The organism is Sulfuricystis multivorans (assembly GCF_003966565.1).
Taxonomy (GTDB): Bacteria; Pseudomonadota; Gammaproteobacteria; order Burkholderiales; family Rhodocyclaceae; genus Sulfuricystis; species Sulfuricystis multivorans.
Map to the genome: position 1 here is coordinate 1,394,887 of NZ_AP018718.1, position 15,151 is coordinate 1,410,037.

At 64.6% G+C, this 15,151-nt stretch carries 9 protein-coding genes and 1 tRNA gene; 5 read left to right on the forward strand and 5 right to left on the reverse strand.

The window, feature by feature from the left end:
* Nucleotides 1-137 precede the first annotated feature (137 nt).
* A complete protein-coding gene (gene lplT / locus EL335_RS06945) occupies nucleotides 138-1,400 on the forward strand; it encodes a lysophospholipid transporter LplT (protein WP_126445383.1) in 1,263 nt (420 codons plus the stop codon).
* Between the two features lie 40 nt (nucleotides 1,401-1,440).
* Here lplT and EL335_RS06950 read toward each other — a convergent pair.
* A tRNA-Arg gene (locus EL335_RS06950) sits at nucleotides 1,441-1,517 on the reverse strand.
* Nucleotides 1,518-1,588: 71 nt separating this feature from the next.
* Here EL335_RS06950 and EL335_RS06955 point away from each other — a divergent pair.
* The 3 genes from EL335_RS06955 to EL335_RS06965 are packed head-to-tail and all read left to right on the forward strand — an operon-like array spanning nucleotide 1,589 to nucleotide 6,184.
* A complete protein-coding gene (locus EL335_RS06955; protein ID WP_126445385.1) occupies nucleotides 1,589-3,556 on the forward strand; it encodes a DNA topoisomerase IV subunit B in 1,968 nt (655 codons plus the stop codon).
* Nucleotides 3,553-5,901 carry a DNA topoisomerase IV subunit A gene (gene parC / locus EL335_RS06960; RefSeq protein WP_126445387.1) on the forward strand — a complete coding sequence of 783 codons (2,349 nt, stop codon included), beginning with the start codon at nucleotides 3,553-3,555 and terminating at the stop codon, nucleotides 5,899-5,901. Before EL335_RS06955 ends, parC begins: the two co-directional genes overlap by 4 nt.
* A gap of 37 nt (nucleotides 5,902-5,938) precedes the next feature.
* On the forward strand, nucleotides 5,939-6,184 hold the full coding sequence (locus tag EL335_RS06965; RefSeq protein ID WP_126445389.1) for a hypothetical protein: 246 nt from the start codon (nucleotides 5,939-5,941) through the stop codon (nucleotides 6,182-6,184).
* A gap of 9 nt (nucleotides 6,185-6,193) precedes the next feature.
* Here EL335_RS06965 and recD read toward each other — a convergent pair whose 3' ends face one another.
* The 3 genes from recD to recC are packed head-to-tail and all read right to left on the reverse strand — an operon-like array spanning nucleotide 6,194 to nucleotide 14,389.
* Nucleotides 6,194-7,771: an exodeoxyribonuclease V subunit alpha gene (recD, locus tag EL335_RS06970; RefSeq protein WP_126445391.1), complete on the reverse strand. Its 1,578-nt coding sequence runs from the start codon at nucleotides 7,769-7,771 to the stop codon at nucleotides 6,194-6,196.
* Nucleotides 7,768-11,247, reverse strand: coding sequence for an exodeoxyribonuclease V subunit beta (gene recB / locus EL335_RS06975; RefSeq protein WP_126445393.1), 3,480 nt, complete (start codon nucleotides 11,245-11,247; stop codon nucleotides 7,768-7,770). The genes recD and recB overlap by 4 nt, the downstream gene beginning before the upstream one ends.
* Nucleotides 11,240-14,389 (reverse strand): exodeoxyribonuclease V subunit gamma, encoded by a 3,150-nt coding sequence (gene recC, locus EL335_RS06980; protein ID WP_126445395.1) that lies wholly within the window; start codon nucleotides 14,387-14,389, stop codon nucleotides 11,240-11,242. The genes recB and recC overlap by 8 nt, the downstream gene beginning before the upstream one ends.
* A gap of 43 nt (nucleotides 14,390-14,432) precedes the next feature.
* Between recC and dtd the strand changes: the two genes are divergently transcribed.
* Nucleotides 14,433-14,885, forward strand: a complete 453-nt coding sequence (gene dtd, locus EL335_RS06985; RefSeq protein ID WP_126445397.1) for a D-aminoacyl-tRNA deacylase — start codon at nucleotides 14,433-14,435, stop codon at nucleotides 14,883-14,885.
* On the opposite strand, the gene EL335_RS06990 is transcribed toward dtd, so the two are convergent.
* Nucleotides 14,836-15,147: a hypothetical protein gene (locus EL335_RS06990; protein WP_126445399.1), complete on the reverse strand. Its 312-nt coding sequence runs from the start codon at nucleotides 15,145-15,147 to the stop codon at nucleotides 14,836-14,838. The genes dtd and EL335_RS06990 overlap by 50 nt on opposite strands.
* Nucleotides 15,148-15,151: the final 4 nt, after the last annotated feature.

The following is a 15,151-nucleotide window of genomic DNA, read 5'->3' on the forward strand; positions in this document are numbered from 1 at the left end:
CGCATCGACGCTGCTATTGAAGCATAATTCCCGCCCATAAGAAAGCCTGATGCAAGCAGCCGACTACCCGCACGCTGCAAGTTTTGCGCCATTCCATCACGAGGTCGTAACGACTTTCGTGATATAACCCGGCGTCCATGAGCCTCGGGTTCTACATCATCATGGCGGCGCAGTTTTTTTCCGCGCTCGCCGACAATGCCCTGTTGATCGCCGCGATCGCCATCTTGCGCGACATGCACGCTCCGGTGGCCTATGAACCTCTGCTGAAGACCTTTTTCACCGTCTCCTACGTCGTGCTGGCCGCCTTCGTCGGCGCTTTCGCCGATTCGATGCCGAAGTGGCGCGTGATGTTCATCAGCAATGGCATCAAGATCGCCGGCTGCGGACTGATGTTCTTCAATGTTCACCCATTGCTCGCCTATGCCGTCGTGGGACTGGGCGCCGCGGCCTATTCGCCGGCCAAGTACGGCATTCTCACCGAATATCTGCCGCACCGGCTGCTCGTCATCGCCAACGGCTGGATCGAGGGCTTGACCGTGGTCGCGATCATCCTCGGCGTGCTGATCGGCGGCCTCTTGATCAAGCCGGACATCGCCGTCAAGCTGCTCACCTTCGACTTTCCCGGCATCGATACCGGCATCGACACGGTGGCGGAGATGAACCTGCTCGTGATTGGATTGTTGTACCTGATCGCCGCGCTGTTCAACCTCTTCATTCCCGACACCGGCGTCGACCACAAGCCGTTGAAGAAGAACCCGCTCTACCTGCTTCACGAATTCAATCACTGCCTGCGGCTGCTTTGGCGCGACCGGCTTGGCCAGATTTCGCTCGCCGTCACCACGCTGTTCTGGGGTGCGGGGGCCACCTTGCAGTTCATCGTCATCGAATGGGCCAAGGAAGCGCTCAATCTCGATCTCTCCAAAGCCAGCATGCTGCAGGGTGTGGTGGCGATCGGCGTGGCCATCGGTGCGGTGCTCGCCGCCCGCTTCATCACCTTGCGCAAATCGGTGCGCGTGATACCGCTCGGCATCGCGATGGGCGTCGGTGTGATGGCGATGATCGCCGTGCGCGACACCAGGGCGGCGATGCCTCTTCTGGTGATCGTCGGCATCCTCTCGGGTTTCTTCGTCGTGCCGATGAACGCACTCTTGCAACACCGCGGCCACATCCTGATGGGCGCCGGCCATTCGATCGCGGTGCAAAACTTCAACGAGAATCTGTCGATCCTGGTGATGACCGGCGTCTATTCGCTGCTCATCAAGCTAGGGCTACACATTTACTGGGTGATCGTCCTGTTCGGCCTGTTCGTCTCAGGCATGATGTGGCTGGTCAAGCGCCGCCATGAGGCCAACCAGCGGATTCACGATGACGTGAGCCATCTCGAGGACGTCCGGCATTAGCAAAAAAGCCGGCGACCTTGCGGTCGCCGGCTGTCTATTCTGGCGCGCCCGGAGCGATTCGAACGCCCGACCCCTTGGTTCGTAGCCAAGTACTCTATCCAACTGAGCTACGGGCGCGGCTTGAGGCTGCGCATTATAGCGAAAGTTCCGAACAGGTAAACTGCCGCCCTCATTTTTCCGTTCCAGCCATGAAACAGACTTACGACGAATCCAGTTTCCGCGTCCTGAAAGGGCTCGAACCGGTGCGCGAGCGGCCGGGCATGTACACCCGCACCGACTCGCCGGCCCATATCATCCAGGAAGTCATCGACAACGCCGCCGACGAGGCGCTCGCCGGCTTCGCAAAACACATCCAGGTATTGGTTGCCCAAGACGGCTCGATCACGGTCAGCGACGACGGCCGGGGCATTCCGGTCGGCCTACACGCCGAGGAGAAAATCCCCGTCGTCGTGCTCGCCTTCACGCGCCTGCATGCCGGCGGCAAGTTCGACAAGAAGACCGGCAACGGCGCCTATGCGTTTTCCGGCGGGTTGCACGGCGTCGGGGTGGCCGTCACCAATGCGCTGTCGCTCACCGTGGATGTCGAGGTGCGCCGCGACGGCAAGATCTACACGGTGAGCTTTTCGGAGGGGGGCGAGAAAGTCTCGCCCTTGCAAGTCGTCGGCGAATGCGGCCGGCAGACCGGCACCCGGGTGCGCGTCGTGCCCGATCCGAAGTATTTCGACTCGCCCAAGGTGCCGCAGGCCGAACTGGAACGCCTGCTGCGCTCCAAGGCCGTCCTGTTGCCCGGTGTGAAGGTCACGCTGGCTGTCGAGCAGCCCGACGGGGTGCTGCTCGAAAAAACCTGGCGTTACCCGGAGGGTCTCGCCGGCTATCTGAAAGAGCTCGCCGGCAGCGATCCGGTAGCGCCGATCTGGGCCGCCGAGAGCTATGCGGGCAGTGATGATGAGAGCTTTGCGGCTGGCGAAGGCGCGGCCTGGGCGCTCGGCTGGTGGCCCGATGCCGCACCGTCGGAATCCTATGTCAATCTGATTCCGACGGTGGCCGGCGGCACGCACGAATCCGGCCTCAAGGCCGGCGTCTTCGAGGCAGTGAAGAGCTTCATCGAGCACCACGCGCTGCTGCCGCGCGGGGTGAAGCTCCAGCAGGAGGACATCTGCGGGAAGATGGGCTTCGTGCTCTCGGCGCGCCTGCTGGATCCGCAGTTCCAGGGGCAGGTGAAGGAAAAGCTCAATTCGCGCGAAGCGGTGAAGCTCGTCGCCCGCATGGTGCGCGACCCGCTGGAAATCTGGCTCAACCAGCACGTCGAGGCAGGCCGAATGATCGCGGAACTCGCCATCAAACAAGCCCTGGCGCGCCAGAAGAATGCGCAGAAAGTCGAAAAGAAAAAGCAATCCGGTGTGGCCGTGCTGCCGGGCAAACTTTCGGACTGCGAATCGACCGACATTCGGGAAAACGAACTCTTCCTCGTCGAGGGCGATTCCGCCGGCGGTTCGGCAAAGATGGCCAGAAACCGGGAGACGCAGGCGATCCTGCCCTTGCGCGGCAAGGTGCAGAATGCCTGGGAGATCGAGCCCAACCGCCTGTTCGCCAACGCCGAGATCCACGACATCGCCGTGGCGCTGGGCATCGAGCCACACACCGCCGAGGATGAGCCGGACCTGTCGAACCTTCGCTACGGCAAGGTGATCATCATGTCGGATGCCGACGTCGATGGCGCGCACATCCAGACGCTCTTGCTCACCCTCTTCTACCGCCACTTCCCGGCGCTGATCCGGCGCGGCCATGTCTTCGTCGCCCAACCGCCGCTCTTCCGCATCGACGTGCCGGCATCGGGCAAAAAGCGCTCCGCCAAGCGGCTCTACGCGCTCGATGATGGGGAGCTCGAAGCGATCAAGGAGCGCCTCGCCAAGGAAGGCATCCCGATCGACAAGATCGAGGTCGGCCGCTTCAAGGGCCTGGGCGAAATGAACCCCGAGCAGCTGCGCGAGACGGCGATGGACCCGGCGACGCGCCGGGTCTTGCCCGTGTTCGAACGCAGCGAGGCGCACGAGGAGACCGTCAAGCTCTTCAACCTGCTGATGGGCAAGGGTGAGGCAGCGGCGCGCCGCGTCTGGATGGAAGAAAAAGGCAATCTGATCGAGGCCGATGTATGAACACACCCGATCTATTCGACACCCCATCTGAACCGAATCCGCCTTCCGGTGCCGTCCCACCAGCGCCGAGCTTCCCCGACGACGCCCTGCCGCTCGATGCCTACGCCGAGCGCGCTTATCTCGCCTATGCGATGAGCGTGGTCAAATCCCGCGCCCTGCCGCAGGTCGAGGATGGTCTCAAGCCCGTGCAGCGCCGCATCCTCTATGCGATGCACGAGATGCGCTTGGCCGCCTCCGCCAAGCATGTCAAGAGCGCGCGGGTAGTCGGCGACGTGATCGGCAAGTTCCATCCGCACGGCGATGCCAGCGTCTATGACGCGATGGTGCGCGTGGCGCAAGACTTTTCCTTGCGCTATCCGCTCGTCGATGGCCAGGGCAATTTCGGCTCACGCGACGGTGATGGCGCGGCGGCGATGCGCTACACCGAATGCCGCTTGACGCCGATCGCCGAACTGCTGCTCGCCGAGATCGACCGGGGCACCGTCGACTTCGTGCCCAACTACGACGGCACGATGGAAGAGCCGCGGCTGCTGCCCGCGCGCCTGCCCTTCGTGCTTCTGAACGGCGCCTCGGGCATCGCGGTGGGCATGGCCACCGAGATTCCGCCGCACAACCTGGGCGAGGTCGCCGAGGCGCTCAAGCTCCTGATCAAAAAGCCTGAGGCGACACTCGACGAGGTGCTTGCCGTGCTGCCCGGCCCGGATTTTCCCGGCGGCGGGCAGATCATCTCGCCGTCCGCCGAGATCCGCGCTGCCTACGAGACCGGCCGCGGCAGCTTCCGTATGCGCTGCCGCTGGCGCATCGAGGAACTGGCGCGCGGCCAGTGGCGCGTGATCGTGTACGAACTGCCGCATGGCATCTCGACGGCACAGGTGCTCTCCGAGATCGAAGCGATCACCAATCCGCAGCCGCGGCCAGGCAAGAAAGACATCTCGCAAGATCAGAGAAACCTCAAGCAGGCGGTGCTTGCGGTGCTGGAAGCCGTACGCGACGAGTCGAACGAAAAGGAGCCGGTGCGCATCGTGCTCGAGCCGCGCTCCTCGCGCGTGCCAGTCGCCGAGTTCATGGCGGTGCTGCTCGCGCGCACCAGCCTCGAAGCCAACGTCCCGGTGAATCTGACGATGATCGGCATGGATGGCCGGCCGGCGCAGAAACCGCTTCTCACAATGCTCTCCGAGTGGGTGCAGTTCCGCCACGCCACCGTCGAGAAGCGAAGCCGTCATCGGCTGGCCGAAGTCGAGCGGCGGCTGCACATCCTCGCCGGCCGCATGCTGGCCTTCCTCTCGATCGACCAGATCATCCAGACGATCCGCGAAGCGGAGGAACCGAAGGCCGAGCTGATGGCGAGGTTCGGGCTCTCGGAAGCCCAGGCCGAAGACATCCTCGAAATCCGCCTGCGCCAGCTGGCCCGCCTCGAAGGCATCAAGATCGAGCAGGAGCAGAAGGCGCTGGAGGCCGAAGCACAGGCGCTGCGCCGGGTGCTCGAGGACCACAAGGAACTGACCAGGCTCGTCCTCCGTGAAATCACGGAAGACGCGAAGAAGTTTGCTGATGCGCGCAGAACGCTCATCGAAGCCGTCGCGCCGGTCACGCCGGCCGAGGTGGCGATTCCCGATGAACCAGTCACGGTGATCGTCTCGAAAAACGGCTGGGTGCGCACCCGCCAAGGACACGGCCTCGACCCGGCCGGCATCGGCTACAAGACGGGCGATTTCCCCTTCCTCGTCGCCGAATCGCGTACCGTCTGGCCGCTCGTCGTCATCGACACCAACGGCCGCGCCTATAGTGTGCGCGTCGCCGATCTTCCGGGCGGACGCGGCGACGGCGTGCCGATCACGACACTCGTCGATTTCCAGGACGGCGGCAAGCTGGCCCAGGCGCTCACCGACGCGCCCGAGACGCAGTATCTCTTCGCCAACTCGGGCGGCTACGGCTTCATCGCCAAAGTCGCCGACCTCGTCTCGCGGCAGCGCGCCGGCAAGGCGTTCATGACCCTCGAAAAAGGCGAAAAACCGTTGCCGCCTGCAAAAGTCGGCTCTGATGGCACGGCACAAACCGTCGCGGCAATCTCCGCGAACGGCCGCCTGCTGCTGTTTCCGCTGGCCGAGGCCAAGACGATGGCGAAGGGCCGCGGCACGATCCTGCAAGCGCTGGAGGCCAACGACGAACTGGTGGCCGTGGCCGTCGGCACGAATGCTTTCGTCGTCACCGGCAGTGATCGCGGTGGCAAAACGACGCAATGGCGGCTTGCCGGCGCGGTTGCAGCACCGTTCCGTACCCATCGCGCGCGCAAGGGTCAGCCCATACCAGTTCGGATGAAACCGGCAGGAATGGCGGCCGGGTAGCGCGCAGTGTCTTCCATCCTGTATAATCCGCAGGTCTATGAGCACCGACAAAAAAGAACCCGCGACGCGTTACTGCTATCACTGCCGCACGCATCATCCCGTCGAGGAAATGCGGCTTCTGGTGACCAAGACCGGCTCGCGCTGGCGCTGCATCAAGAGCATCGAGGCCGTCAAGCGTTCCAAGGAAGAACGCGATGCCTACGGTCGTCAGGTATCGGCGCAGAACCAGGCCGAAGCCTCCGGTCGGGCCCGCATGCTGAACAAGATCCAGCGCGGCCTCTGAAAGCGCCTTTCAGGTCAGGCGCTCGCGCAAGCCCGACATGCGCGTCGAGCGGCGCTCGATCGCCGCGCGCAGCACGGCTTCGCTGGCCCACAGCATGACGCGCCGTTTTGCCCGGGTCACGCCCGTATAGACCAGCTCGCGCGTCGTCACCGGCGAGATGGTCGCAGGCAGCACCAGCAGCACCTCTTCGAACTCTGAGCCCTGGGCCTTATGCACGGTCATCGCCCAAGCCGGCGTCCACCCCGGCAGCCGGTTGAGGGCGATCCAGCGTGGCGTCTGTCCGGGGAAAAAAACCTTCTGCCGGCCATCGGCCGGGTCGTTCAGCAGCAGGCCGATATCGCCGTTGAACACCTCGAGCAGCGGATCATTGCGCAACACCATGATCGGCGTGCCGAGCGGCGGCCGCAACGTGTCGCCGCTCAACGCCCGGTTGATCGCCTGCGCTTCCTGCCGGTGGGCGCACAGCACGCGGAAACCACCGAAAAGAGCCAACAGCGCTGTCGGATCGAGCCCTCGCGCCACGCCCACGAGGTAATCCCGATATCCTTCGCGTGCCGCCGCGACGAGGGCTTGGCCGTCGCTGCGCTCCGTCCAGACGAGATCGTCACCTGCAGCCTTGAGCAGCGCCACCACGCCATCGGCCTCGCCGCGACGCAAGCCTTCCGCCAGCCGCCCGATGCCGCTCGAAGCACCGAAGCGGAAGTTCGTCGTCAGCAAGGCGAGCGAATCCGCCAGACACTGGCTGTCGCACAGATCGGCGAACACCGCGCCGGCCTCGACCGCCGCGAGCTGGTCGCGGTCACCGAGCAAGATCAGCCGCGCATCAAACGGCAAGGCATCGAGGAGATGGCTCATCAGCGACAAATCGATCATCGACGCCTCGTCGACGACCAGCACATCGACGGCGAGCGGTCGATCGCGATCGTGCTGGAAGCCGCCATCGGCACGCACGCCGAGCAGACGGTGCAGCGTTTTCGCGGCAGAGGCCAGCGTCACTCCCGCCGCCTGCAAGGCTTCGCTCATGCGCGCCGCCGCCTTGCCGGTCGGGGCCGCGAGCGCGATGCGTAGATCTGGCTTTCTGGATTGCAAGCGTTTGATGATGCGCGCCAGAGTGTGCGTCTTGCCGGTGCCGGGGCCGCCGGAGATCAGCGCCAGCCGACGTGCCAGCGCGATGCGAGCCGCGTGACGCTGGCCGGCATCCGGAAAATGCGCAGCGAGCAGCGCATCAGACTCGCCCTCCGTCGCCGCGGCGGAGGATCGCCTCGAAAGATCGGCCGCAACCCGCGCTTCATAGTCCCAATAGCGCCGCAGATACAGTCGCCGCCCATCCCAGACCAGCGGCGTCCAGTCTTGCTCCCCGCCGACGATCGCCAGTTGCGGCAAACGGGCGCGGAAGGCAGCGCGTCCTGCCTCGTCGACACTGGCGGCCCAAGGCCCCCAACCGATATCGCAGTCGAGATCGGCGCAAACGTGGCCTTCGACGGTCGCCAGGCTTGCCAGCGCCGCCGCCCGCTCCGCATCGGGATCGCCGGCGCCGAGGAAACGCGCGAAATGTCGGACGATCGCCGGCAAGGCCGTTTGCGTCATCGCACCACCTCATCGAGAAAAGCTTCCAACTCGACGACCGTCGGCCGGCTGAAAAAAACGCCCGCGCCACTGCCGGGCTTCATGCCGCGCAGGAAGAGATAAAACACACCGCCGAAAGACGCTTCCCAGTCGCACGCCGGTTCGCGCCAGGCCAGCGCGCGCTTGAGCGCCGCCGCGTAGATGCGCAATTGCAGATCGTAGCGATGCGCCTGCATTGCCGCGGCGAGCGCTTGCGGGCCGTAATCTTCGAGCCAGTTCGACTTCCAATCGACGATGTACCAGCGTCCATTGGCACGGAACACCAGGTCGATGAATCCCTTCATGTACCCCGCCCGCCCGGCGGAAGAATCCTGCGGGAAAGTGAACGCCATCTCCGCGATGCGCGCCTCTGAGGGAACGTCGATAAGCCGGAGCCCTTCCGCATTCAACGGCGACGACAGCACATCGGCCACCAACCGTTCGAGTACCGGTTGCCACGCCAATGCATAGCCGTACTCGGCGAGCAACTGCGCCGCCACCGGGCCGACCGACTGGCGCTGCTGGAAATCGATGCGCTCGAACAGCGCGTGCAGGCAGCTGCCCGCCCTCGTGCCCCGCGGGAAAGCCTGGATATCGGCGGGCGCCGCCGGCATCGACGAGGCCCCGTCAGGCACTGATATCTCTTGGAAACTCGGCGCTGGTAGGGCGGCACCCCAAGACGCGATGGCATCATGGTCGGCCCGCTCCGCCTCCTCCGCCAGCTGCGCGGCGAGCGAAGAGAAACTGCGCACCTGCCAAGGCGACGGAATTCGCCCGGTGAAGATTCGCGGTCGCCATTCCTGGGGGACTGTTGCAGGCGGGAGGGCCGCTTCTCCATCCGACGGCAGCGGCAGCACTTTCAACGCGCCGCCAAGCTGGCCCTCTAGCGCGCGCAGCGTCTCGGTTTCGTCGTGCGTCTCCAACCATTGGGCCAGCCAGACGCGCGGGTCTTCCGCCACCTCGCTACGCGGACCGAACAGAAGCCAAGCGAGCGGCGAGCGCGCGCAATTGTTCGCCTTGCCCCAGATCACGATGCAGCGATGCTCGGCGCGCGTGAGCGCCACATAGGCCAGACGCAACTCCTCGGCCGCGGCTTCGATTTCCTTGGCGGCGAGCAGCGCTTCCATCTCAGGCGAGCCGAAATCGAGACAGGCACCACCGTCGCGATGCGCGAACACCGGCCAGGCTTTCGCTTCTTCGGTACCGATCCAGAGGAAAGGACAATAGACGATCGGGTATTGCAGGCCTTTCGCGGCATGTTGCGTGACGATGCGCACCAGATGGGCGTCGCTTTCGAGCCGCAGCAGGCTGTCTTCGTTTTCCGCGGCGGTTCGCTGATCGGCAATGAAGCGCGCCAGCCCTTCGGCATCGAGCGCGGCTTTTTGCTCCGCCGACTGCAACAGCTCGGCCAGATGCCGGTAATTGGTCAGCCGCCGTTCGCCGTCGGGACGCGCCAGCATGCGCGCGACCACCCTTTCGCGCCGCAGCAGACGCCGCCACATCGCCATGAAGCCCCGTTCGTGCAGCAAGACGAGATCGTCATGGAACGTTTCCAGTCGAGCGCTCCATGCCTGATCGTCGTCGCGCCAGGCGGCGAGCTGCGCCGCATCGGCGCCGAGCAGCACGGTCGATAGCGCCCCGCGCACCAGCGCCTCGCGGCTCGGTTGTGCAATGGCGAGAAGCAGGCGCTCGAGATCTTCCGCTTCTTCGCTCTCCCAGACGCTGCCGCCTCCGCCGCTGACCGCAGGAATGCCAAGCTTTGATAGAGCCTGCCGGACGAGCTCGCCTTCCTGATGCTTGCGCACCAGCACCGCGATGTCGCCGCCGGAAAGCGGACGCTCGCCGATCGTCGCCCGGCCCGCCGCGGCGAGCGCCAGCAGCCGCGCGATGTCGGCGGCGACGGCTTGCGCCGCCATCGTTCGCCCATCTTCTTTCGTGAAACTCTTTGCCTGCGCCGGTTTTGTCATCCACCACAGCGTCAGCGGCGCGCACTCATCGTCGATCGTGCACGGCGCACGTTCTTGATCGGCCGGCAGGGCGGGCTCATAAGGCAGATCATCGAGCAGGAAAGGCCGCGGGCGCGCAAACAGGGCATTGATCGCATCGAGCAAGGGTTTGTCGGAACGGCGGTTTTCCAGCAGCGCATGGCCGGCATCGGCCTGTTTCCGCGCTGCGAGATAGGCGAACACGTCGGCACCGCGAAAAGCGTAGATCGCCTGCTTCGGGTCGCCGACGAAGATCAGCGGATGGGCCGCGCTGCCGAAGATGCGCGTGAAGATGCGCAATTGCAGCGTGTCGGTATCCTGGAATTCATCGACCAGCGCCACCGGGTAGCGTGCGCGCAAGGCGTCGATCAGCCGTTTCCCGGCCGGCCCGTCGAGCGCCTGATCGAGCGCGAACAACAGGTCGTCATAACTTTGCAAGCCGCTTTCCCGCTTGCGCTGCGTCAGCTGCTCACGCGCCATGACGAGGAAAGCGGCACACAAGCCACGCAAGGCTGCATCGCAGGCGGCCTGAAAAGCATCGACCGTCTGGAGCAGCGCCTCCATCGCTGCGAAGAACGGGTGCTCCGGCGCAGGACTCGCTTTCGTCCGCGCCCGCTCGATCTTTTGCCGGCTCAAAAGGTGCAGATCACCCGACAGCGGCAGCAGCGGCAGTTCCTCGGCAAACCAGGCATCGGCAGCCAGAACTACCGCATCGATTTTCTGCTCGGGATAAATGTTGCGTTTCAGCTGGGCAATCCTCAGCCAGCGCTGCAGCGCTTCACCCTCGGCCAGCCAAAACCCTCGTGCCAGACGCCAGGATTCAAGAAGCCGCGATTCGGCGGCCAGACGATCGACGGGGAGTGGCACGCCGACCGTTACAGCCGCCCGCCCCAGATGATCTTTGACTTTGGCGACGAGACCGTCCGGGCCTTTGAGCTTGTCCATCAAATACTGGGCCCACAATGGCGTAGCTTTCGCCATCTCGCGCCGCCAGGCATCGCGCGCCACATCGGCCAACAGCTCGTTTTGATCGGCGATCAATTCGCGTTCGAACGGCTGGCCGGCCCAGAAAGCCGTCTCGTCCAGCGCGCGCTGGCAAAAACCGTGGATCGTGAAGATCGCCGCAGTATCGAAACTCTCGATCGCGAGCCTTATGCGCGTTTTCGCCTCGGTCGGCTCGCAGCGCTCGATCAGCGCCTGCAAATACTCGTCTTCCGCCTGACCTGTCTCGAAAGCCGCCAGCGCCTCGACCAGCCGGGCGCGAATCCTGCTCTTGAGCTCGCCGCTCGCGGCACGGGTATAGGTGACGACGAGGATCTGACCGATCTTGAGCCGCCGTTCGAGTAACAGTCGCAGCACCAGCGCGGCCAGCGTCCAGGTCTTGCCGGTGCCGGCGCCGGCCTCGATCAACCGCATGCCGGAGAATTCGACCTCGAAAGGCGTTTGCAATGCCGTGAAGTGCCGTTCAGTCACTGACGCACCTCATTGCCTCGCGTAGCGGCGCAAAGATCAGCGTCGCCAGAGTCTGGAATTCCTTGCCCAGCGGATCATCCTGCCGGTCGCGCAGGAATAGCCTGACATAGGCATCATCGCGTTCGCCGGGACGGTCGCGGTAGGAATCCCCCTCCCAAATCTGTCTGATCCCCTTGCCTTCTAGCCAGGCCCAGGCCGTTTCTGGATAGAACGGCAAAGCGCGCTCCATCCCGTCGCGATACCGGGCCAGCAGACTGTCGAGCAGCGCACTCGCATCCTGCACCGGGACCAACTCCACGGACGCATCGCGCGCGATCAGCGTACTCACCGCAGGCACTCCTTGGGGTGCCAACACATTGAGCAGCAGATGATCGATCCACAGCCGCAGCCGGTCTTTCGCGCGCAGATCATTATGCCGCATGCGCAACAGTCCCTGCGCGCTCAAGCCACTGATCCGACCGGCAAGACGCACGCCGTGGGCGCTGTACTCGATCTGGAGATCCTCGAGGGGGCGCGCTGCAAGCCTGGGCCGCGCTCGATGCCACAGCTTCAGCGCTTCCTGACGGGCCTCGCGCGCCTCCAAGTCGCCGGCAACACCAGCCGGCAACCAGCCGCGCGCGCGCAGTCGAGTCGTGGTTTGCGCTGCCTCCTGCCGCTGCTGCAGCGCGATAAATTGCGCCTCGCGCAGACGGTAACGTTCCAGCGCGTCGGAGACGAAGGGCTCGTGAATCTCCAGCATGGCCTCGCGCTCTTCCAGGTGGATGCCCAAACGCTCGCGCAAGAAACAACGCACCGGGTTGGAAAAGAACCGGTGCAATTGAGCGAGGTCGATTTCGATCGTCTCCGCGGCCGGCAGCTTCACCTCGGCGGTGAAAAAAGCCGGCGCCGTGCGCTTGCTGCCAGGCGGGCAATATTCGGCATCGAAACTGAACAACCGCTTATTACTGCCATCGAAATAGACTGCACCAAAAGGCTGCAAGGGATGGTTGACGACCAGCGCGTTGGCGTCACCCCCGGTCATTTGCACCACGACGTCGATCAGTTCGGCAAGAGGAGGGGCCGGCGGCAATTCGAGATTGCTGCGCGGATCGCGTCCGGTGTAGGTAGCGATCAGGGCGTCGCTGGCGCACAGCAGCGCTTCGAGGAAGGCGTAGCGATCCTCGTCGCGCAAATTGCGATCGCCCAGACGCGGATGGCTTGCCAAAAGGTCGAAGCCCGGGATCGTGCGTTGGCGCGGCCAGCTGCCATCGTTCATGCCGACGAGACAAATGATGCGTGCGGCGACCGGCCGCCCCGGGCGCAGCGCGGCGATCGTGACACTGCCGGACAGGAAGGTCTGCGCCGGAGCCTCCTCGGCAAGCAGTCTGTCGATCTCGCGCAACAGTACCGGCAGCGGCAATCGGGTGTCACAGCCAGCGGTGGCCGCTGCCTGCCCGACGTGCCGCAAGGTTTCGCGCAGTCGTTGCGCCTGGACTTCTTCAGACTCGTCCGGCGCCAGGCAGCGCTCGAAGGTATCGAGCAGCATTCGGGCCAATTCCGGTGCCGTCCCACCGACGCCGAGTTTTGTGTGGAGCGCGAAGAGCGTTTCGGCAAACTCCGCAAAGCGCCCCAATAGCACCGCGTCCTCACCTTCGATGCCCGTCACCGGCAACCTACCCTGCCAGAGGCGCTCTGGTTCATCCGGCAGTGCAACGCCAAGCAGCAGCCGCGCGATCCCCGCCCGCCAGGTGAAGGCATCGTCAGCGGGCAAGCCGCGCCGTGCGCGCGCCGCGCCATCGACTCCCCAGCGGATGCCTGCGCCCGCCACCCAGTCGCGCAACCGCGGCAGAGCCTCGTCAGCGATCTCGAAGGCGCGCCGCAATGCCGGCTCTTCCAGCAGCGAGAGTACGCTCTCGGCATCGCATATACCGGCGGCGACGACGCACAATTGCCGCAATGCCCGCCACAGCGGTAGCGTAGCCAGCGGCCGATCGGCCACCGTGCAAGGCAGCCGCCGCGGCGACGGCGCATTGGCCAGCACCGCCGCGATGATCGGCCCATAGGTCTCGATATCTGGCGTGAGGATCAGGATGTCGGCTGGCCGGAGATTCGGAATGAGCTCGAACAGTTCGAGCAGACGGTCATGCAGCACTTCCGCCTCACGCTGCGCGCCATGACAGGCATGGATCTGCAATGTGGCGTCGGGCGAAGCCGTCCGCGTCGTCAATTCGAGGATGTCGCGCTGCACAGTCCCCAGCAGGCTGGCAGGAGGCATGACGAAATCCTCCGTTTCCTGGCTGGCAGCCTGCGCCACCGTATCGGCCAGGCGCACCACTGCATGCTGGCGCGCCCGACCGAGCGAGGCGAGCAGCGGATGACCGGTTTCATAAAGCATCGCCACATCCGGCCGTTCGATTTCCAGGCACAGGCGCTTTCGCAACCGTTCGATGTCACCCCAGTATTCCCGGCACGGCGCGAGTACGAAGACGTGCACGTCGATCCACGCTGCCAGCGCGACGAACACCTGCCAGTAGAGCTCCGGCATCGCCTCGACACAGAACAGACTCAGCCTTCTCGGCAGCCGCTCGCGCAGCGCCGCATCGGATGCCAGCGCGTCAAAGAAGCGTTCGCGCGGATGTTCCGCCGCGACCGGTGGCAGCGCAGCGAGCAAGGCCTGCCAAAGCCCAGCCTGCCAGTCCTCATCGAAGCCGAGACCGAGCCGGCGGCCGGCGCTCCAAGCTTTGATCCAGTCCGGCCGCTCGACCAGATACCGGTCGAACTGATTGGCCAGCTGCTGCGCCAGCTCGAACTGGCGCGACCCATCATCCCCCGCGAGGTAATGACGAATTTCCGCTCCCTGACACTCACCCAGCAAGCGGAACAGGTGCCATTGCATCGTCTCGCGGTCGAACGGGTTGTGCGGCGACACCCCCGGCAATAGCCGCCCGAACAGCTGCCAGACATAAGCAGCCGGAAAATCATGCCGTAGCTGTGTCGCGATGCCCAAACCCTCGGCGAGCTGGAAAGTCAGCCAGCGCGCCAGCGCGGTCGAGGGCACCAACACGGTCTCGCTCTCGAACAGCGGCAGCGGATCAAGGCGCAAAACCTGCGCCAATGCGCTAGCGAGCCGATCAGGGCGGTTGCTGTGATGCACGTGCAGCATGGATGAATGCTATCAGGAGCGAACGCTATACTTCCACTCGATCATGCGAGTCGTCATCCAGCGCGTCCTCGAAGCCTCCGTCATCGTGGCGGGCGAAACCGTCGGGCACATCGGCCCCGGCATGCTGGTACTCGCCGGCTTCGAGGCGGGCGACACTCAGAACGACATCGACTGGATGGTGCGCAAGCTCGTTGGGCTGCGGATCTTTCCCGATGCCGATGGCGTGATGAACCTCGATCTTGCCGATAGCGGCGGCGAAATCCTCGCCGTTTCGCAATTCACGCTCTTCGCCTCGGTGAAAAAAGGCAACCGCCCATCCTGGTGCCGTGCCGCCAGCGCCGAGATTTCACGACCGTTGTTCCAGCAATTCGTCGCCAAGCTTTCAGCCGCATCGGGACGCCCGGTACAGACCGGCACGTTTGGCGCGGACATGAAGGTCAGCCTGATCAATGATGGTCCGGTGACCCTGGCAATCGATTCGAAGTCACCCGAGTAATCTCCTCTTCGACGATCACGGCTTCGCCCTCGATCACCTCACCGGCCTGGTTCGCACCCCCTGCCGATACGGCTTCCCGCAACGCCTTGCGCAGCGCGCGCGTCCTCCACCAGAACCAACCCCAAACGGCAATGCCGAGCACCACGGCAACGGCCAATACCACCAGCGAGAACATGAAGCCGACGACGAGCAGGACCGTGCCGACGATGACGCCGAGGAGTTTGGCGAAAAGACCGCTGCCCGTAATCCCTGAGCGCATCATCCCT

What these genes read in the sequence shown, in the direction of transcription:
- EL335_RS06990 (WP_126445399.1), bottom strand. Translation starts at nt 15,147, where the DNA reads ATGATGCGCTCAGGGATTACGGGCAGCGGTCTTTTCGCCAAACTCCTC.
- EL335_RS06965 (WP_126445389.1), top strand. Translation starts at nt 5,939, where the DNA reads ATGAGCACCGACAAAAAAGAACCCGCGACGCGTTACTGCTATCACTGC.
- EL335_RS06955 (WP_126445385.1), top strand. Translation starts at nt 1,589, where the DNA reads ATGAAACAGACTTACGACGAATCCAGTTTCCGCGTCCTGAAAGGGCTC.
- recC (WP_126445395.1), bottom strand. Translation starts at nt 14,389, where the DNA reads ATGCTGCACGTGCATCACAGCAACCGCCCTGATCGGCTCGCTAGCGCA.
- recD (WP_126445391.1), bottom strand. Translation starts at nt 7,771, where the DNA reads ATGACGCAAACGGCCTTGCCGGCGATCGTCCGACATTTCGCGCGTTTC.
- lplT (WP_126445383.1), top strand. Translation starts at nt 138, where the DNA reads ATGAGCCTCGGGTTCTACATCATCATGGCGGCGCAGTTTTTTTCCGCG.
- dtd (WP_126445397.1), top strand. Translation starts at nt 14,433, where the DNA reads ATGCGAGTCGTCATCCAGCGCGTCCTCGAAGCCTCCGTCATCGTGGCG.
- parC (WP_126445387.1), top strand. Translation starts at nt 3,553, where the DNA reads ATGAACACACCCGATCTATTCGACACCCCATCTGAACCGAATCCGCCT.